The following is an 18,925-nucleotide window of genomic DNA, read 5'->3' on the forward strand; positions in this document are numbered from 1 at the left end:
AGCCGCGGCCAACGCCAGCATGCTCCCGACCGATCACCCACAGGACGACCTGCTGATCGCCGACGCACTGCTTCGCCACCACTACCGCCTCGAGGACGACGCGCCCGACCGGGCGAACCGCGCCCATGACCTCGCGGCGGCGATCGTCGAGCGACATGGCCTCTCCCTCTGCGAACTGCAGCGACAGATCGATAGAGGAGCCTACAGCTGACGCCGCGCTCATTCTTCGACACCCTCGATCCCGATCCGCTGCAGCAGCGGCTCGATCCAGTTGGGAACCTCGTCGGGCTGGCCCGCTCCATGAAGGTCGATCAGCCCGGCGGTCCGGTCCTCGACGGCGAAGATCCAGGTCTGGCCGCCGTCGACCGAGACGTCGACCCGCCGCTTGTTGTTCGGCGAGCCCGTGATCTCGATATCGACGGTCCGCCCATCGTCCAGTTCGGTCCGCAGTCGCGGTTCGTCAGCGTTGTCCTCGAGGGTACGAATCGACATGCTCGAGAGAACATCACAGATGGGAATAAGTCCAGAGCGGAGGCGAACGGAAAACGACCGATATCGACTCTCCCGGCCGATTACGTCATTGAGAGAGCGTCTACTTCGGATAGCGGAAAACGAACGGAAACGAACGGAAAACTCAGAACTCGGGGACGGCGTAGGATTTCCCCTTCCCGTTTCCGTTCGATTCGATCAGGCCGTACTTCTCCTCAAGGTTCTGCAGATACTTCCGCCGCGTACTCTTTGCGCGGGGATCCTGAGCGCGCTGCTCGTAGGTCTCGTGGAGTTCTGTCGACGGGACTTCCTCCGCGGATTCGATGATGTCGTAGAGCAGTCGCTTGTGCGTCCCGAGATCTTCGACGCGCTCGAGGTGGATCTCCTTGAGGGCCGCGTCCCGCTCGGCGTCGACGACATCAACGGTGATCTTTGAGCGGTCGTCACTCCGCTCTACCGCCCGTGCCGAGCTACGTAGCATCCCGATCGCCTCGCGAGCGTCGCCCGCAGCGGCGTCGGCGATATGCTGGACTGCGTCGTCGGTGATTGTCCCCGGCCGCAGCCCGGCCTGGATCCGCGCCTGAAGGATGTCGACCAACTGCGCGAGCGAGAAGCGCTTGAGTCGGATCGGCTCGGCGCTGCGCAACCGGCTGGTAACGCGGCTATCCAGTCGCGCGAAGAGATCGTCCTCGTCGATCGTGACCGCGACGACGATCACATTTGGCGTGTCGATCAGCGCCTGAAGCGTGGTGTCGTCCTCGAGGACGTCGACCTCGTCGACGATCGCGATGACGCGCCGGTCGCTCTCTCGCAAGCGGTCGATGAACGAGCTGGTCGGCGAACCGGTCTTCCTGAGATCAGCCCCCAGACCTGCGTCGCGCATGATACCGTAGAGGACCTCGGACTTCGAAGACCCGGAGATGCAGTTGTGATAGCCCCAGCGGAAATCGAGTGTCTCCCGCTCAAGCTCGCGGACAACGAACTTCGCGAGCGTCGTCTTCCCGGTTCCGCTGGGCCCGAAGATGAGCGCGTTCTCGCCGATATCGCCGTCGGCGATCGGCTGGAGCGCGTCGGCCAACTGGCGGATCTTCCCGTCCCGGTGGTGGAGATCGCTCGGGACGTGGCGCGGCCGGAGCGCTCGAGCGTTCTTGATAGTCATAACTGGTATTCTATATTGATAGTCAATAAATCAGATTGATGTGAAAGTACTCAATGGCTGCTCGATTCGAAAGTATGTTTCGCCAGTCCAGCGCCGGGGAGGAGCCGCTGGGTGAGACCAACCGATCCTCAACAGGCCGCGCCGCCGCGTCCCTCCAGAATGCGGACCGTCGCGATCGGCACGCTGATCGTGCTTCTGTAGATTCCTTTCTTACAGATTCGAGAAGATGAATCGGCCATACACTACATATCAGTACTGCACACGTGAATATGAGGAACGCTAACTTTATTGCTCTACAAAATTGACAGCTTCTATCAATGAGGCACAAATATATACCTGAAAAATTCCAACCGTATGCAGAACGAATACTCCCAGACTCAATTACCACTAAACAGAAAATTTCCGTCTTTTCCGTCTTTTTCATAGCGGTATTTCTTCGCCTTAGAAATCTCCCGACATGGTTCAATCGTGTCCATGACTATGATGAGGGTGCATGGGTGCTTGCTGCACGACTCATCGGTCAAGGAAAATCGCTTTACACAGATGTCTTTTTTGTACATCCACCGCTTTATGAATATGTCCTAGCCGGATTATACGCTATCACAGGGTACGATTTTCTCTACGCCAGATACCTCTCGGTCGTGTTTTCGCTCCTTGGATTGGCAGCTATCGGTTACGTTGCGTATGAGTTATTCCACATTGAGGCAGCAATTATCGCATTAGCACTCTCTGCGTTCAATCCAATCAACGTGTACATCAGCCGGAGAGCTGTTCAAGAGCCACTTGCAATTCTTTTCCTTTCTCTCGCTATTGTTGCTCTTCTGCCGCTCATCCGCGGCGAAGATGCACGGTTACGACGGTATGGGCTTGCGGGTATCGCACTCGGGCTAATGACCGCCACGAAATTCGTCTTCCTACCGGCAGTGCTTGGAGTCGGTGTCGGGGCGCTCGCCATCTTGGTTCTGTCTGTATTTGAATCGGATACCGAGAGCCTATCGGCAGCAAAATCCTTTGCCACTCTCGTCGTGTCGACAATTATTGGATTTCTTCTCGTGACGGCACACCTCTGGCTGACGATCCCAGAAACGTTCCTTGAACAGACAGTTCTTATTCACATAGGCAGAGATGGAACAGGCTCGTTCCCCTCGTTCTTGAGCGCCATCGAAAACTACCAGCGAAACTCGAGTTGGCTATCTTGGTACTATCTCCCGATGCTCGCAACATTTCCAGCAATCCTGCTGATTCTGGCGCGCCCCATCTATAATATCTGGAACGGTGACGAGTACAGCACTCAGAATCTGTTCATGGGGTGTGGACTTCTCGCGGCATTTTTGCTGGCGCAGTTTCTCTCCTACCTTCCTCGATACTATATCGCGCTGTACCCGTTCATGACGCTGGGATTGGCTGGACAGATTCCACGAGATATATGGACCTCTCTCAGGCAGGGAACGGTCAGTAAGCGGATGAAGATCCTTGTCATATCGGTTTTACTCTGTGGGTTTCTGGTCTTATCCCTCCCTATCCCATATGTCTTTCACGGGTATGATGTCACGTGGCAGATCGCACCTAACGGCGAGACTGATGCTTATGAGCAAACAACGGACTACCTCGAATCCCAGAACGCGAATGTAGTGTATTCGTCAAATCCCACGCTTACAGCCCTAACTGACGACGTCACGACGATCAACGAGTATGAGTCGTTTGCCCATCTCTACATGAGAGACCAACAACCAGAGGAATACGCAAAGCAGATACTGTCTAAGAACCCGGATTACATCGTACTTGACCCGTGGTTGCGGAGTTGGGCTGGGGACTGGCAAGCGTCAAATGACCAGTTTATGGCGACCATACGTGAAAATTCAGAACTGGTGAAGGCTGTCCCGATGGGTGATGGCGGGTATATTGGAATCTACGAGCCATCGAACGAATCGACAAACGTGATATTTAACGGCGACCTCCACACCGTTAATGGTGAAAATGCCATCGGATGGCGGACGTTGACGAACGTTAGAGGCGGCGACAGCGCGTCTTTATCGGCCCAAGATAACAGCCTTGAGATCGCTCTCTCACAGGATGGGGTAGCAGAAACCGAGTCCGGTTGGGCCCACGCCGAAACAGCACAGTTGATCAGGTTCCCGGAAGAGCCGATCCCCATGTGCGTCAAGACCTCAACCAACTCAAGCCTTGGTGAACCGAGATCTGTTGAGGCGGGCGCATCAGTAACACATGACGGTAACCGCTTGATGTTTGCCCTTTCACAGGAGGCAGAGGATACCACGGTAGTTGACGGAGATGGATGGCGATATGTGGTGCTTCCGGCGGAATCAGGCTACCATACGCAGACACTCAACATCAGCGAATACTGGAATGAGTCTTGGGAAGAACCAGATCGCGTATCGCTCGCGATATATGTCGCTGCACACGCTGAGAAGCCTGGTAAACACTCACTCTCCGTGAAATCTGTTGGCACAGCCTGCTCCTGAGGAGTCGAATCCCTACAAGCGCCCCCAATCATCTCACAGTTGTACCTTCTCGTTACAACACGTTCGGCCGATATCGAGAAATGGTCTACCCGGGACCGATTACTCCCTGTGCGTTCCCATATGACCGGAGGTAACCAATGTCCCAGCTTACCGATCCCGTAGCGTAGAATCCTCAGCTGTAAGATAATCAGTGTGAAATCCTGAAACACGAGGTCGGGCTGACTGACTGTCGGGCCTCCAGGCGCCACGACTTGTGTGACCTCGATCCGCTCGCAGTCGTGCTTCTCCGGGAGCCGGTGTCAGCACAAAATATGTCCTTGCAGAACGAACACGCACTCGAAAGACCGTCCCCTCCCGAACAACCCGAGTAGTCACAGTCGCTCATCAGTTATTGGAACTGACGTTATAACTATCTTGAATCTACTGACGGCTCAGAACCCACCGACAGCCGCAACTCTCCCTGCGTGCCGCCGTTGAGCGTGTAGACGACCCAGCCGATCACGCCGACAAGCGTCCAGGGCGTGACTTCCCCGCCCCAGTTGAGCAGCGCGATCGGTGCGATCGCGACGCCGACGATCGCCGGGGCGAGCAGGACCAATCGCTCGCGAATCGGGGCCCGCGGCTCGAACCGGAATCCGACGTGAAGATAGAGCAGATCGATCGTGACGACCTCGCCGCCCAAGACCCACGCCGCTGCGGCGTGGGTCAGCTCGTGCAACCAGGCGCCGAGGACGGGCGCGCCGAGCGCGGCGAGCGCAAGCAGGACGACACTCATCGGCCCATCCTCCAGGTCAAGACGAGACCGCCGACTGAGAGGACGGTCAGCATCGTCATCACGACGATCTGAAGCGCACCCGCGGGGAACGCGACGAAGATCACGCCCGCGAGGATGATCGACAGGACAACCGGGATCAACGGCGAGCTACCGACGACGAAGAAGGCGACGAGGATGACGCCCCAGATCACCGATGGCATGAGCATCTGCAACGTGGGATCACCGCCAGCAGTGATCCAACACTGGAAGCTCTCGAACCATTCTCCTTCGAGGAACAAGTCAGCCGCTTTAGTTTCACATGCCATTGGAATCACAGCTCTCTCTGTGCGAGCCCGTAGATGATCATCCGGCCGGCAAGAAGCCCGACCGGCGCGTGCAGGAACACGACGATCTCGGCCGGGAGGCCGACGTTGATCATGATCCGCGGGCCCGCACTGAGCCCGCCGACGAACGTCTGAATCGCGCCGGTCCCGATCGTGGTCAAACCGACGATCGACTCAGCTGAGACGCCGCCGGACTCGATCGTGTTGAGTCCGTTCACGGCAGTCTGGAGTCCTTCGCCAGCGCCGAGTGACGTCGAGACGCCCATGGCTTTCGCGATGCCGGTCGCCTCGAGCAGCGCGGCGCTCGCGCTGAACCAGATCCAGAACAGGACGATGCTCGTTGTTGCTCTCATTGACATGGTTGAATCACCTCACTGCGGCCCCCTCGCGTTCCGAACCATCCAGAGGACGCTGAGCATCAGCGCCACGACGATCATGATGCCCGAAACCACTCCCGGGAGTACCCCCAGCATCCAGAACAGTCCAGCCGTCAGCGACGTGACGACGCCGCCGATGCCGACGTTCGCGGCTGAGAACAGGCCGGCGACCAGTAGGATGATCAGGATCGCCACCAACTCGAGGACGCGATCGCCGATCCCCTCGGTCGGGTCGCCGAGTCCTGGTCCGATGACAGTGGATCCATTGACGTCCGACATCTCGCCATCAGGATCAGTGACCGTTGCTGACCACTCGACGCGGTAGGTAGTCGCGTTGGGATTCTGGACCTCGTCGGGGACCGGGAACCGCTCTTGAATGCTCTCACCGTTTGTCCACGTTTCGCTGGCGATGACCGTGTCTCCTCCGCGTTCGACGATCTTGACCTCAAGTTCATCGAAGCCGCGGTCGGTGTCGTACACGAAATCGATCGCGTCGCTTCCCTCAACGTAACTGGCGTTCCAGCGATAGCCGACATCCTCGTCTTCGAACTCGTAGTCCAGCTGGTCGACTTCAAGGACGACGTTCTCGCTGGCGGTCGCCACGTACGGCCCGAGTTCTCGGATCCGTCCGGAGTCCATGTCCTCGACCTCGATTAGGTATCGCTGATCGCGCTCGAGGACGGTGCTGAACTCACCCGTCCCGAAGACGTCGCCGACGACGGTCTCGTAGGTAGTCGACCCGTTGCGGTCGACTGGTTTCTGGATGAGGATCCGAGTGCTATCTTGGTCGAACTGGCCGGTCGGGTCGTCAAGTTCGAACCGCGATGTGACCGTCTCTGCGTTCTCCGGAAGTAGGAACGCACTCTGCTGTTCGTAGAGCGACCGGATGATCGTCTGGCGCGTGATGTAACCGTCGGCCTCTACTTGGATCGTATACTCTTCGTCCACTGGAAGGCCAGACATGTCCACCGTACCGTTCGAAACCGTCCGCCTCTCGACTGTATCGTCCGATCCGAAGAACGTGATTTCGACGTTCACGTCATCGGTAACCAACTGGTCCGGATCGCTCTCGTTGTAGATCCGCAGCTCGTCGGGAACCTGGAACGAGTGCGATTCGCTGACGGTTTGGTTCAGGCTGTCAGTCGCGGTGACCTCCCAGGTATTGGTCCCGCTCACAGTGTCTGAGCTGTCGATCGAGACCGACGCGGTACCGGACCCTCCAGAGACAGTCTCCGATCCGATGGTCTCTCCGTTAAGAGTGAAATCGACGGAGATCTCGTCATCGATCGATGAGGAGACGTCAACCGACAACTCGGTTGGCGCTGAACTCAAATCGCCCGTCGGCGATGCATCCGTCACAGACAGGTCGACCGTGGCGCCCGATTCGAACTTGAGGTCTCTGCTTCCATCTGTTGCGAACGTGATCTCTCCGTCCGAGTTGACATCGGTCGCCTCGAGGATCGCTCCGGTGTCGGCGTCGATGACCGCGACCCGGTCCGAATCGCTGAAGCCACCGACCGTCATCTGGGTCTGACCGCCATCGGCGTGTTCGACGGTCATCACGTGGCCCTCTCCGACGCCGATCGAGTGGTAGGAGACGGCGGTTGCATCGCCGTCGATGACGATGCGCTCCCGGTTTTCGATGTCCGCCGTCAGTGCTGCCTCGGATGCGTTGATGTCTGAGAGCTGTGTCCAGGTGCTGTCGCTGCCCCAATTATCGACGCGCACGTACGTGGAGTTGTTCGAGTGGAAGGTGCCTTGCGGGGACAGATCGACGGTGTGATCGTCTGGGAACGGGTTTTCAGAGTCGGTCTCGACACCGGTGCCGAGTTCGACGGAGGGCCCGTCGGTTTGCTCGAACGTGATCCCGGACCCCGCCTCCCAGGTGTAGCTGAGGGCGCCGTAGACGAGGACGGGAGTCAGTGCGATCGCGACGCCAAGCATGACTAACAGTGCTGCTTGCTTCCGATCGATTCCGCCCTCGTCTTCGTCTGTCATGTATCAGTTTTGTGTTGGTTTAGTCAGCGGTCAATGCGTCTCAGGACTGTTCGCGTTTCAGGTATGCCTCGAGCAGCGTCTCGTCGAGCGTCTGGTGATACGCCTCGAGCAGTTCGTCGCTATCCAGATGATCGAAAGTGTTGTTGCTCATAGTTGCACCTTCCCGCCACTGGTTTCGATCCAGATCGTGCTATCGTCGGTGTTTTCGATTACGGTGCCGCGACGATACGTCTGCGACGGAGCGTTTCCAGAGCCGGCAGCTTCTTCGCTGAATCCGTTCACTGCTTGAAAGTCGGAGTAATTCAGCCCCTCACTGACGCGTTCAGCCTGAATCGAGAGATCGTCCGCACCGGGACCGATCACTCCCTGCGCGTTGCCGTATGATCGCAGGTAACCGATGTCACCGCTGACGCTCCCTGTCGCGTAGAAGCCACGGCCGTTGCCCGATCCGTCGAAGTTGTTGTTAGTGATGAGCGACCGGATCGACAAGTCGTTGACGTAGTACGCCTCGACGCCGTGGAAGTCGTTATTCCACGTATAGCAGTCGCCAATCTGGATTTCTTCCAGCGGCGTGCTTGAGGTACCTTCGAGATGGACCCCACGACCGAGGTTCGAACTCGACCAGAGTGACCGGATTCGGACCTGTTTCGTCGCTCCCTGAAACCACGTTCCTTTGCCATCGTTGCTGTCCGTATGCAGGATGAAGAACTCTGGCTCGTTTGCACCGACGAAGTTGGCCCCATGGCGGCCGTTGAGGATGGATTCGACCACTACGAACTTATTGGCTTCAACGAGGTTTTGCTCAGCCGAGCCGGGTGTATCGTAGTAGAGTCCGTCTTCGCTTCCGCCGCTGCCGGTGATCCCCTCGAGGAAGGTGTTGACGACCGTGTTGTCGTGAAGATCGCCTTCCCAGTGGAGTTGCCGGTTCCGGTTCTCCCGTGAAATAATGTATTCGATATGGTTCCAGAGGGAATTATTGGAACCGAGGAGTTTCACGCCATCATAACATCCGTTCACGTCGAATCCGGCCAGCTTACAGCGGGTGAAGTCGTCTCCCCGAACACCCGCAACCGATGTCGTGTTGTTGTTCGGGTCCCGCACCCGGATTATTCCCGAGGTCCACCCGTTGATCCCGGAGAAATCGATGGCCGGGAAGTCGCCGCCCGGCTCGATCCGTGTTCCCTGTCCAATAAACCACGTCTGCCCCGACTGTGGTGTGACGCTACTGGAGACCACGAAGGTACCGGGATCCCAAATCACAGCCCCATCGACGCCAGCGTTGTCGACTTTGGTAACTGGGTCGTCGCCTTGAGAGATGACCTTGATGTTAGAGAATTCCTCTGCACCGACCGAGGTCGCATCGATATGGTCTGTGTTCTGATACAGCCCATCAGTGTAGATCGCCCCGATCGGATCGCTTGACGTTCCGAGCTGATCGATCCCGGTTACTGCGTTCGAGGACTGCGCCTCGACGGTCCCGGTCGCCTTGACGATCGCGGTCGGGATCGCGGCGCCGTAGGCGACGAGGCCGATCGCCGCGAGCGCCTGCCGTCGGGTGAGTCCGATATCGAGCAGGCTCCCGAGCGTGACCTTCTTGCCGCTCTCGTCTTCGACTGCGAGCTCCTCATCGACTCGGGTCTCGAGCTGATCAACGCGCTGTTCGAGCTGTTCGATCTCCGGTTCGCCGTGACTGTCGGTACTCATGCGTTCTCACTCGTTTGCTGGTTGCTGGCGATCAGGTCCGCCAGTGTGACCGTAGATCCGTCAGGACGCCTGACGGACGCTTCTTCGCGGACGATATCCTCCAGATCCTCAGTGGTGATCTCAGACATGCTATCTACCTCGAGGAGCCGTCATCCGCTCGCGACGGAAGTACCAGAGCGTCGCCCAGACGAGTATGTAGGCGATGTACATCAGCGGCATCCAGCGAAGGACTGTATCGGCGATGTCCGTCGCGTCCGATGCCAGCCCGGCCTGCTGAACCGCCCCGTTGTTCGCGACGATCTCGAGAATCGGCTCGTACATCACGCCCGTGAACATCGTGATCGCGGTCAGGATGAACAGACCCGAGATGAACACGGCGACGCCCCTCACAGACGACCACCCACGTTGGCCTCGTACGCGGCCGCAGCGATCAGCTGGATCGCTCCGAACCCGACCGTGATCAAATGGAGATGCGTCCAGGCGAGTCGGACGTAGCTCTGCCCCTGCTGCGAACTCTCCCTCGACGTCTCGTTGGCCGCGATATCGAGCATCTGATCGGATGCTGGCTCAAGGACCATCGCGAGCAGGAACGCGATCACGATCGTCGCCAGGAACACGGCGATGTTGTACGTGAGCGCTCGATTATCGTCTTCGAGGCCGATAGGACGCCTACCAGTCATCGAACCCCTCCAGTTCAGCCTCGAGTTCAGTCAACTCACGCTCGATCTCGTCCTGCGGATCATCTGCCGGTGCCGGCGCATCGAAGTCCGTGAGGCCTGGATCCGGCAACTGACGCTCGATGCGGTCCTGGACCCAGCCGCCAGTGTTGGTCTCGACCGCGTCGAAATCGGATTCGAGACCGGGCGTTCGTGGCCGACGTGGGCGCTGGTACGACTGAGATCCAGATCCGTAGCCGTACTCAGTCCCGAACGTCTGACCGGTGCTTTCAGCGAACGTATCGTCGAGCGCCTCGTCGAGTTGTGCATCAGTCGCCGCCGTTGCCTCGAGAGCAGCCTCGATTTCGGCAGCGGACTCCGCAGCACTCGCACCCAGATCCTGATCGAGTTGCGTACTGAGATCCTGCTGGGCCTGTGCGTCTGCTGCCTGGGCTGTCGCGATCTCCTGATCGAGTTGCTGGTCGGTCTCGGTGACCGACTCGAGCGTCGTCTCGATCTCGGCCGCTACGTCTGCCGCAGTGTCCTCGGTAGTGGCCGACACGGACTGTTCGACCGTCTGCGTCTCCTCGAGGCCCTGTTCGATGCCGTCGGCCATCGTCCCTGCAACCGATTCGTCGATGCTCTCGAACTGCGGGCGATCCTCAACAACCTCGAACTCGGTTGTATCGTCGATGACTTCCGGTCGGTCTTCATCGACTGCACCGGCTGCGGTGTCTGTCTCCCCGCCTGGGCCCGGCTCCGCGGCCTCGAAAGAGTCGACGACCGGTTCCATATCAACGTCTGACGTACCACCTTTGTCCTCGATCGAGACAGAGTCAGGCTGCTCAGCGAACTCCTCATCCGCTTCTGTGCTATCAGGCTCTGCATCATCGACGCCCTGAATCCCGCCGATGGTGACGATCTCGTCGGTGGATTCCTCTTCGACGTCCTCGAGGACGCTCTCCTCTTCGGTGACCTCCTGACCGATAACGACCGTCTCCTCGGGGATCATCTCCTCGGGGACCAGCGGCTCTTCCTCCTGGACCGGTTCCTCATCGTCCTCTTCTCCGTCTTCCTCTTCGTCCTCCTCTTCTTCCTGCGCACGCTGCTCGGCGTAAGCGAGTGCTGCTTCGGCCGGCAACTGGATCTGCCCGTCCTCAATCGAGACGTCGCCCTCGCTGATCCCATCGGGGACGACGACCTCGAGCTCACCTTCGGAGCCCTGGAGCGACTCGGGAATCGAGATCTCACGAAACTCCTCTGTCCCGTCGGCCGGCGTTTCGATCTCCGAGGGCGTTGCTTCCTCGTCCGCTGGCACGGCGATTTCGTCTTGTCCCCAGTCGACCCGATCCTCTGGCGCCTCGATCTCCGTGGTCGCCGTTGCGGTCACCTCTCCGGGCCCAGAGCCGTACCGATCAGCAGCCACCGATCCAGCGATCGCAGCGCCGCCGAGTACCGCAGCGCCACCGAGAACTGCTTCCCCAGCTGGCGTCGGTTCGGCAGCCGCTATCGGTGCACCGGCCGCAACGACTCCCGGGACGGCCGAGTCGCCGATCTCTGCTTGGACGTCCTCGGCATACTCTGCGACCTCTGCCCCGACCCGGATAGCCTCCGTCTGGGCATCGAACGGCGCCGTCCCGACCGCTTCGGCTGTTGCTCTCGGGTTGTCGACAGCGGTTGCAGCCGTTCCCACAGCCGTCGCGCTCGCCGATGCCGGGGCAGTCGCGATCGTCTCGAGGGTGTCGAACTGCTGTTCTCGAGTCGTCGGTTCGATCTCGTTCAGATCGTCGCTGACTCGGGATTCGACCTCGACAGCCGTCCCGACCGGGTCACGCACGGAGATGTTACTCGTGTCGATGACATCCTCCTGGTACGCATCGACGAGTTCACTGCCGTACTCGAGGGGGCCATCGACTTCGCGCGGGTCGACGTGGAAGTTACTCAGCTCCCGATCGACGACAGCCGAGCCGACGTTTCCGACCGCGTCGGCGACATCGCCTGGATCCGACGCTTCTGCAACCAGCGTCGACACCTCGTCGCGTGCGACTGAGATCGGGCCCCCTCCGTCCGCGCCTTCGATCTCGGCTTCGAACTCACCGTCGTCTTGGCCGACGATCTCGACATCGCTCGGGTCGACATCCTCTTCTTCAGCGATCTGTTCCCGCGCTCGTTGACGGCGCGCTTCCTCGGTCAGTTCGACATCGAACTCGGACACGTCACTCGGAGACCCTTCCGCCATCCGCGATGCGAACTGCTGGGACTGCTGGATGTCGTCCTCGCTACGAGGCGTCACCACGATATCGTCAGTACCGAGGTCCGGGTTCTCGGCTGAGACCTGCTCACGAATCTGTTGAGCCCTGTACTCTTCGGTAAACTCGAGGGTGGGCCCTCCAGTTCCGAACTCCACGTCCTCGATGTCTCCGCGGTCGAAATCGGGGCCGGTATCGATGAATGGCAGCAACTGATCTGCCTGTTCGACCAGAGCGTTCTGGTCGGGGTTCACCGCCGACTCGATGACCATCTCTTCCCGAACCTCGTCACTCGGACGCGCAGCGCCTGTCTCCTCATCGATCACGACATCGCTGGGGCTGACATCGACGCTTGACTGCTGGTTGATCTGCCTCGCGGCGATCTCGCGCTGCACTGACTCCGCCGGTCGCGCCTCGCCATCCTCGAGGACGATATCGGAGGGAGAGACATCGGACTCGGTCTGACGATCAAGTTCGGCCGCGGTTGCGCGGCGCTGGAGATCTTCGGATGGCTGCGCCGAGAACGATCCGTCGCTGCCGAAATCGCTGGGGTTTACCTCGTAACCCAGCGTCTCTTCGACATCACCCTCAGCCTCGTCTGGCGTCGGCGACGAGATCTCGTCGATAGCTGAGCTGGTTGTATCGACAATATCTTCGAAGTCTGATTCGCCAGAGAGGAAACCAGCTATCTCTCCGCCAACATCTTGGATCCTGTCTATCAGTCCACCGCCCTCGATATCGGCGCTGAACTCGCCGTCTTCGACATCAACGTTGACCTCGTCTGGATCGACATCCTGTTCGTCGGCGATCTGTTGGCGGACGACTTCTTCTTGATACTCTTCACTGTAGAGCTGCCTTTCGAGTTCAGCCGAGGGGACAACTTCTCCGCCCCAAACTTCGAAATCCTCCGGCGTAGCGTTGATACCTGTCTGGCGCTCCCACTCGCGCGTCGCTTCTAACTTCGCATCCCAAATAGCCTCCTCACGGGCTGCTTCTTCCGCTTCTTCTTCTGCACTGGACGTGAGTTCAGCACCGACGACTTCGCCGTCTTCGGTTTCAACACGGACGTCTTCTTCTGGGTCGACATTGATGACATCGACACTCTGGGCGACTTCCTGTCTCGCGGCTCGCTTCTGAGCCTCGAGCGTCAACTGTGCGCCAGTGACTTCTCCGTCCTCAGTTTGGACCTTGATGTCCTCGTTCGGATCGACGTTGATGACGTCGATCTCTTCGTCAAGTTCCTCCGCGGCCTGTTGGCGAGTCGCCCGCTCTTGGGCATCCAGCGTCAGCTCTGCTCCGGCGACATCGTCGCCCTCCATCTGGAACTCGATATCGTCTTGGCTGAGGTCGATGATCTCGACCTCTTCGTCGAGATTCCCACTAACAACACGCCGCTGGGCGCTCGTTGTGAGTTCGCCTTCGATGCGACCGTCTCGAACCGTCGTCTCGACATCGCCCGGACCGATATCGACAGGCTCCTCGTCAGAGACTTCTGCGGCGGTCTCCTCCCGCACGCTCTGCGCGCGACGTTGCTCTTCGCGGCGCTGCTGTTCGAGTTGCAGCTGCTCATCTCGACTAAGGTCGGAGATGTTACCGCGTGGTGCTTCTCCAGGTCGACGCTGCTGTTGTTGGCTCTCTGTATAGGGGCTGGACCTGGAGCCATCTGGGTCGCGCGCGGACATCTATCAGCCCCCGCTGCGGGACTGAATCGTCCCGTTTGCACGGTAGATGATGAGTTGTTCTCCAGACGATGCGAGCCCTCGAGCCTTCGACTTCGCCCGACTCTTCTTCCGATGGTTCGATTTCGTGACGCCGTTTTTCGTAACGCGCCATCCGTTTCCGTTTGGTAGTACTTTGACTGTCATTTCAGATTCCTCCAGTTTCTTGGATCTCCTCGATCGCCGCCTGGAACATGCTGAGCAGTGCCGTCGCACCTCCGACGACAGCGACCCACGCCACTTGCGGGTAGCTCACGGTCTCAGACGTTCCGCCGCTGTAGACGACAATCTCGAAGCTCGAGACGGCGACGAGCCCCCAGAGAACGAAGATAAACGCTGAGATGACGATCCCCGTTCGGCGATCGACGCGAATTCCGCCGATGGTCCCTTTCGTCCCAGCTGCGATCACAAGTGCTGTGCCGACAGCTCCAATGACGAGCAGGACGAGGTACAGCGAGAGGATCATGATCGAGCCAGTACCCCCAGCGTTGCGATGACAAGTCCGACCATCATCACGAATGGAAGGATCGTGGAGATCTCGACCCCGCTCGCGAACAGTTCAGCGATGCCGTCCATCTGGGCGCTGTCTGCACTGCTCTCTTGGTAGGCAACGGAGATCGCGCCACCACCAGCTAACAGAGCAACTCCCAGGGTTACGATGGCAAAAATGCGGGTCATGGGTCAGAGGCGGGTTTACCGCTTGTTAGGCCCTCATCCGCTGGACGACCGCGATGACCACGCTTGCGAGGAGCACGATCATCACGATCGGGACGAACTCCATCGAGTCGCCGAAGCCCTGAGTGATGGAGTCGACCGTTCCAGCCAGCGGGCTGTAACTCTCGTTCGATTCATTAGTTGACATAGTCGGCAGCGCCTGCTCTGTCTGAGCGAAGATCAGCACGCCGACCATCGCGACGACACCGATCACGACGACCGTGATCACGGTGCCGGCCTGGGCAGCTCGGACGATCGCCGACTCGCTCTCGGTCGGGTACCGCGACCGGGCCCGTCGGAGCTGAAGCCGGTAGGCCGACTTGAGCCATGCTCGAGCGAACGCGAATAGTGCGATCAGATCGGCGAGGCGTTTGCTGACGTTCATGGCGAGATCACGCTCGCATCCGCTGGACGACCGCGATGACCACGCTTGCGAGGAGCACGATCATAATGATCGGAACGAACTCCATCGAGTCGCCGAAACCCTGCGTGATCGACGTCAACGAGTCGTTAAGCGGCCCATCGACAGACGGCATGGCCTGCTCCGTCTGAGCGAAGATCAGCACGCCGACCATCGCGACGACGCCGATCACGACGACCGTGATGACGGTTCCCGCCTGGGCAGCTCGGACGATCGCCGACTCGCTCTTGGTCGGGTACTTCGACTGAGCCCGTCGGAGCTGGACTCGGTAGGCCGACTTGAGCCATGCCTGAGCCATCGACAGCATCGCGACGAACGTCGCGAGCAGCGACATGATACGATTCGATCCGTTGCTTCCCGCCTTCCGGCGGCGCGTACTGAGACGCATACTCTGACGCAACCGACCTCAGCTAAAATAGATCGAATTTCAACAATCGCACCCAAGACAATGTTTTGATATGATGTGTAAAATGCGTGGTTTAATATCAATGGGGGCGATTCGAAGTCCCGGATATGCCAGTTTTCGATTACGACTCATCAGACAACTCAGACGACCATTCAATGGCATCTCAGACACAAACACCGCCGTCTGAGAAAACCATCGATGAGTTATCAACAGACGGGAAAATAAAGCCGATCTCCGTTTGCGCTCAAGAACGGAACGGCTACACGCAGTTCACGATGACCATCCCCGCTGATTTCGCCGACGCTCTCGGGATCACCGGAGACGACTACGTGCTGGCACAGCTCCTCGATGACAACGGCGGCTTCGTCGTCCAACCACCTGAAAAAGCGGCCCAGAACCATGACTGAGGAAGAAACGCAGTCCCAAGCCGGCCGCAACTGGCTCTCGGTCCTGAACGAGGCCAGATCGAACTGCCGGCGAAAGGTCGCGGACGCGATGGTTTCGGTCCCTGATCCGAACAAAGTCCTCTGGCGGGTCAGTTCTCGAAACCGGATGACAGAGGCCCAAGAGGCAGCGATGGAGGCCCACGTCGCCGTGATCGACTACCACGACCAGTTGATACCATATCGGAAGGAGGACGGTGTGGACGAGGAACTCTGGACCGAAACCCTCGCAACGGTGGCGATCTCAGAAGAGAAGGCTCTCGAAGTTACTCTGGACGATCTCGACGCGTGGGAGTTCGAGTTCTTCGAGAACGAGATCGAGCGCGACGACGAACTCTACGGCGAAACGAGCGATGTCGAGCAGTACCGTGTGCTGCTCCCCGTATCGGGGATGCGGGCGTGCTATCGGCAACTGAACCAGATCACGAAAGACCTCGGCTTCGCTGCGGATGCAGATGCCGCAGGGCTGCCGAAAGGCGGCCTAAAAACGCCTGAACCCGGACAATGAGTTCTGCCTCCAGTCCGGATATCCCCGACAAGTCCTGGTCGAACCCGTTTCCAGAGGAGGCTCCGCTCTGGGAACTATTCAACGAGGTCCTCGAGCAGGACCGCGACATCGTCATCATCATCGACGACTATCGCGCACGGCGCGGGACCGGAAAAACGGTTACAAGCCTCCAACTCGCCGATGGGATGGACCAGACGGCAGAGGGGCTGACGATCGAGAAGACATCCCTCAGCCCCGAGGAGGTCAGAAATGCCTACACGACCCAGCCACCTCGATCAGGGCTCGTCTTGGACGAGGGCGAGGTTGGCGCGTCGAACCGTGAGGCGATGACGAACACGAACAAGGCACTCCGCGAAATCATGTCGATGGGCCGTGTCGAGCAGAAATACGTCGTTCTGAACGCGCCGGCAAAGTCGTTCATCGACAAGGACATTCTCCGACTCGCGGACGTCTGGATCACGATGGTCCGGCGAGGCCTCGGCCTCGTCCACTTCCTCGAGCACGAACCCTACAGCGGGCAGCTCCTGACACGCCAGGTCCAGTGGATCGAGACGGAGGACATCCCGAAGAACACGCAGCTACGGGATGTCTACAACAAGCTCACGCAGAAAAAGCGTGAGCGGATGGGGGACGGTGACGGCGGTGATGCGTTCGTTCCCGCAGCCGAGCATAAAGACGAGTTGAAGAAAGCTCGAGAGGCTGCACGGAAAGAGACAAGAGACGACATCGTCCGCGGCATCTGGAACCATCCAGAAATCCAAGAAACGGCAGTAAGTCAGCGGATGCTCGGCGAAGCGATCGGTGTCAGCCAAGCGACCATCAGCAATATTATTTCAGGTGATGGCGATGGCGACTAAGCGATTAATTACCACCTCACGGATACCGTCTATACATTACACGTGTAGGGAGTCTCGCACCCTCAGTTGTGAAACTACCCGGCAGCCGTCCCAGCCCGGGGCGTCCGGTCTGGCAGCGATGCTGGCGGCGCAGCGGAATTCGAAGAGAGACATCGTTCTCACGAGGCCCAATCATGCAACGACAGCTCCACATCGTCGACGAACAGGAAACTGATCGCGTACGCGACGACGTCGACCTCGAGATCGAAGTCGATGCCGACGACGTCAGTGTCGACGCGCCAGTTCGAGAGCAGAGTATCTACGAACAAGCAACCGAACCGCCGTGGAAGGACTACAACCGGCAGACAGCAGCGTTCATCAAATCGCTGCTACCGGCCGTCGGGAAAGAAGAGTTCCTCGACGATCGACGCCGCGTCCATCACTACAAGCAGCTCGAGGAACTTCGGCTCGTCGACGAACTCGATACGAGTACGACTGACGATGCGGACCTGGCGCTCCTCTTTGCGCTTCCAGACGAGTCGCTCCTCTTCGTCGGCAGCGACCCGACGGCGAAGGAGACGACTCCGCTGTATGGATTCCTCGTCGATACGTTCGCGCCGATCCCGGCGCCGGCATCGGCACAAGAAGCCCTCGACCTCTTACGGCCGGACCAGGTCCGCAGTGCGTTCGAAAGTGGCGACGAACCTGACCGGCAAGGAGAGTGGTGGTTGCTCCCGACGAAGAAGGTCCCCGTCGAAGAAACGTTCGAACCGGGCGTCAGTTCGCGCCCGTTTGGTCCCTCTCCACTGGCGAACCACGTCCCTCGAGAGTGGGGGATGACCGTCTCCCCGGGAGACTTCATGGACGATGTTCGAGATCGCGTCGATCAGCTCCCCGGCACGATCGAGACGGCGCCCGAACTGATCGAGTGGGTCCATCGCCAGCACCAGCGCGTTCCGACGCCCGAATCTGTCCCAGAATGGAGTGAAATCCAGGACCTCGCGGGCGAGATACTCGTTCGGGGGACGCTTCGACATCGAGAGAACGATCATTTCGTCGAATCACTCGGCGAGACCTGGCACGTCGCTGAAACGCACAACATGGAGGTCTACACGGCCGACGAGTTCGATCGGGTGGTGCTTGACTAATGGGGGTTCTTAGTTCAGAGCAAGACGTCGACGAGCAACGAGAGGAACAGCGCCGCCAGCAAATGCACATGCAGAACCTCGGCTCGGCAGGGGCCCAGGACTCGCCAGTCGATCCGGACTACGTCGACCGGATTACGACGTCCGAGATGGATCAAGGGACTGTCCGGATTCTCAAGAACATGCTCAGCCGGGACTGGGTGCTGGCGAACTTCGACGATGCCGAGGTCCACGAAATCCGGTGGCTCGCGCGCGTGATGATGAAGCAACTCGAGGCGCTGCATCCGCCGGAAGATTCGATCTGGACCGGCGAACTGCGCAAGTACGCCGCTGACGATGACCGTCAAGCGCTCGAACCCCTCGACTCGGCCCAGCGGCTGGTCGTCTTCGAGACCATCCAGGGCATAATCTCGCGAGCAACCCGATCGAAGGACGGCTGGCAACAAGAAAACTTCAACAAGACGATCAACCAGTCCGAGACGATCGACCGGTCCTCGGACGACGACGGGGGATGGTTGTAA

At 59.2% G+C, this 18,925-nt stretch carries 23 protein-coding genes; 7 read left to right on the plus strand and 16 right to left on the minus strand.

What is annotated here, in order from left to right; genetic code table 11:
• Positions 1–19: 19 nt before the first annotated feature.
• Positions 20–211: a hypothetical protein gene (locus ACSBP4_RS08610; RefSeq protein WP_435551943.1), complete on the plus strand. Its 192-nt coding sequence runs from the start codon at positions 20–22 to the stop codon at positions 209–211.
• An 8-nt stretch (positions 212–219) separates the two neighbouring features.
• Here ACSBP4_RS08610 and ACSBP4_RS08615 read toward each other — a convergent pair whose 3' ends face one another.
• Positions 220–492: a hypothetical protein gene (locus ACSBP4_RS08615; protein ID WP_435551944.1), complete on the minus strand. Its 273-nt coding sequence runs from the start codon at positions 490–492 to the stop codon at positions 220–222.
• A gap of 142 nt (positions 493–634) precedes the next feature.
• On the minus strand, positions 635–1,648 hold the full coding sequence (locus tag ACSBP4_RS08620; protein WP_435551945.1) for a Cdc6/Cdc18 family protein: 1,014 nt from the start codon (positions 1,646–1,648) through the stop codon (positions 635–637).
• A gap of 317 nt (positions 1,649–1,965) precedes the next feature.
• On the opposite strand from ACSBP4_RS08620, the gene ACSBP4_RS08625 reads away from it, so the two are divergent.
• On the plus strand, positions 1,966–4,131 hold the full coding sequence (locus ACSBP4_RS08625; protein ID WP_435551946.1) for an ArnT family glycosyltransferase: 2,166 nt from the start codon (positions 1,966–1,968) through the stop codon (positions 4,129–4,131).
• A 409-nt stretch (positions 4,132–4,540) separates the two neighbouring features.
• Here the strand turns inward: ACSBP4_RS08625 and ACSBP4_RS08630 are convergent, their stop codons facing one another.
• The 14 genes from ACSBP4_RS08630 to ACSBP4_RS08695 form a co-directional block, all read right to left on the minus strand.
• Complete coding sequence (locus ACSBP4_RS08630; RefSeq protein WP_435551947.1) at positions 4,541–4,906, minus strand: hypothetical protein; 366 nt, start codon at positions 4,904–4,906, stop codon at positions 4,541–4,543.
• On the minus strand, positions 4,903–5,211 hold the full coding sequence (locus ACSBP4_RS08635) for a hypothetical protein (RefSeq protein WP_435551948.1): 309 nt from the start codon (positions 5,209–5,211) through the stop codon (positions 4,903–4,905). The genes ACSBP4_RS08630 and ACSBP4_RS08635 overlap by 4 nt, the downstream gene beginning before the upstream one ends.
• Positions 5,212–5,216: 5 nt before the next feature.
• Positions 5,217–5,582, minus strand: a complete 366-nt coding sequence (locus ACSBP4_RS08640; protein ID WP_435551949.1) for a hypothetical protein — start codon at positions 5,580–5,582, stop codon at positions 5,217–5,219.
• 18 nt (positions 5,583–5,600) lie between these two features.
• Positions 5,601–7,604, minus strand: a complete 2,004-nt coding sequence (locus tag ACSBP4_RS08645; RefSeq protein WP_435551950.1) for a hypothetical protein — start codon at positions 7,602–7,604, stop codon at positions 5,601–5,603.
• A gap of 147 nt (positions 7,605–7,751) precedes the next feature.
• Positions 7,752–9,308, minus strand: coding sequence for a hypothetical protein (locus tag ACSBP4_RS08650; RefSeq protein WP_435551951.1), 1,557 nt, complete (start codon positions 9,306–9,308; stop codon positions 7,752–7,754).
• Positions 9,305–9,436, minus strand: coding sequence for a hypothetical protein (locus tag ACSBP4_RS08655; protein WP_435551952.1), 132 nt, complete (start codon positions 9,434–9,436; stop codon positions 9,305–9,307). The genes ACSBP4_RS08650 and ACSBP4_RS08655 overlap by 4 nt, the downstream gene beginning before the upstream one ends.
• A gap of 1 nt (position 9,437) precedes the next feature.
• The gene (locus tag ACSBP4_RS08660) at positions 9,438–9,698 is read right to left on the minus strand and encodes a hypothetical protein (protein ID WP_435551953.1); all 261 of its coding nucleotides are present in this window, start codon (positions 9,696–9,698) and stop codon (positions 9,438–9,440) included.
• A complete protein-coding gene (locus ACSBP4_RS08665) occupies positions 9,695–9,988 on the minus strand; it encodes a hypothetical protein (protein WP_435551954.1) in 294 nt (97 codons plus the stop codon). The genes ACSBP4_RS08660 and ACSBP4_RS08665 overlap by 4 nt, the downstream gene beginning before the upstream one ends.
• Positions 9,978–13,895 (minus strand): hypothetical protein, encoded by a 3,918-nt coding sequence (locus tag ACSBP4_RS08670; RefSeq protein WP_435551955.1) that lies wholly within the window; start codon positions 13,893–13,895, stop codon positions 9,978–9,980. Before ACSBP4_RS08670 ends, ACSBP4_RS08665 begins: the two co-directional genes overlap by 11 nt.
• A gap of 3 nt (positions 13,896–13,898) precedes the next feature.
• Entirely contained in the window at positions 13,899–14,078 is a 180-nt protein-coding gene (locus ACSBP4_RS08675; RefSeq protein WP_435551956.1) for a DUF2188 domain-containing protein, read from the minus strand.
• 1 nt (position 14,079) lies between these two features.
• The gene (locus tag ACSBP4_RS08680) at positions 14,080–14,397 is read right to left on the minus strand and encodes a hypothetical protein (protein WP_435551957.1); all 318 of its coding nucleotides are present in this window, start codon (positions 14,395–14,397) and stop codon (positions 14,080–14,082) included.
• Positions 14,394–14,609: a hypothetical protein gene (locus ACSBP4_RS08685; RefSeq protein ID WP_435551958.1), complete on the minus strand. Its 216-nt coding sequence runs from the start codon at positions 14,607–14,609 to the stop codon at positions 14,394–14,396. Before ACSBP4_RS08685 ends, ACSBP4_RS08680 begins: the two co-directional genes overlap by 4 nt.
• 25 nt (positions 14,610–14,634) lie before the next feature.
• Entirely contained in the window at positions 14,635–15,030 is a 396-nt protein-coding gene (locus tag ACSBP4_RS08690) for a hypothetical protein (protein WP_435551959.1), read from the minus strand.
• Between the two features lie 7 nt (positions 15,031–15,037).
• Entirely contained in the window at positions 15,038–15,454 is a 417-nt protein-coding gene (locus ACSBP4_RS08695) for a hypothetical protein (RefSeq protein ID WP_435551960.1), read from the minus strand.
• A gap of 125 nt (positions 15,455–15,579) precedes the next feature.
• Between ACSBP4_RS08695 and ACSBP4_RS08700 the strand changes: the two genes are divergently transcribed.
• The 5 genes from ACSBP4_RS08700 to ACSBP4_RS08720 all read left to right on the plus strand — a co-directional run bounded on the left by ACSBP4_RS08700 (position 15,580) and on the right by ACSBP4_RS08720 (position 18,925).
• Positions 15,580–15,879 (plus strand): AbrB/MazE/SpoVT family DNA-binding domain-containing protein, encoded by a 300-nt coding sequence (locus ACSBP4_RS08700; RefSeq protein WP_435551961.1) that lies wholly within the window; start codon positions 15,580–15,582, stop codon positions 15,877–15,879.
• Positions 15,872–16,423, plus strand: a complete 552-nt coding sequence (locus tag ACSBP4_RS08705) for a hypothetical protein (RefSeq protein ID WP_435551962.1) — start codon at positions 15,872–15,874, stop codon at positions 16,421–16,423. The genes ACSBP4_RS08700 and ACSBP4_RS08705 overlap by 8 nt, the downstream gene beginning before the upstream one ends.
• Positions 16,420–17,280 carry a hypothetical protein gene (locus tag ACSBP4_RS08710; protein ID WP_435551963.1) on the plus strand — a complete coding sequence of 287 codons (861 nt, stop codon included), beginning with the start codon at positions 16,420–16,422 and terminating at the stop codon, positions 17,278–17,280. Before ACSBP4_RS08705 ends, ACSBP4_RS08710 begins: the two co-directional genes overlap by 4 nt.
• A 173-nt stretch (positions 17,281–17,453) precedes the next feature.
• The gene (locus ACSBP4_RS08715; protein ID WP_435551964.1) at positions 17,454–18,407 is read left to right on the plus strand and encodes a hypothetical protein; all 954 of its coding nucleotides are present in this window, start codon (positions 17,454–17,456) and stop codon (positions 18,405–18,407) included.
• Complete coding sequence (locus ACSBP4_RS08720; protein WP_435551965.1) at positions 18,407–18,925, plus strand: hypothetical protein; 519 nt, start codon at positions 18,407–18,409, stop codon at positions 18,923–18,925. The genes ACSBP4_RS08715 and ACSBP4_RS08720 overlap by 1 nt, the downstream gene beginning before the upstream one ends.

The organism is Natrinema sp. CGMCC1.2065 (assembly GCF_051225675.1).
GTDB lineage: Archaea > Halobacteriota > Halobacteria > Halobacteriales > Natrialbaceae > Natrinema > Natrinema thermotolerans.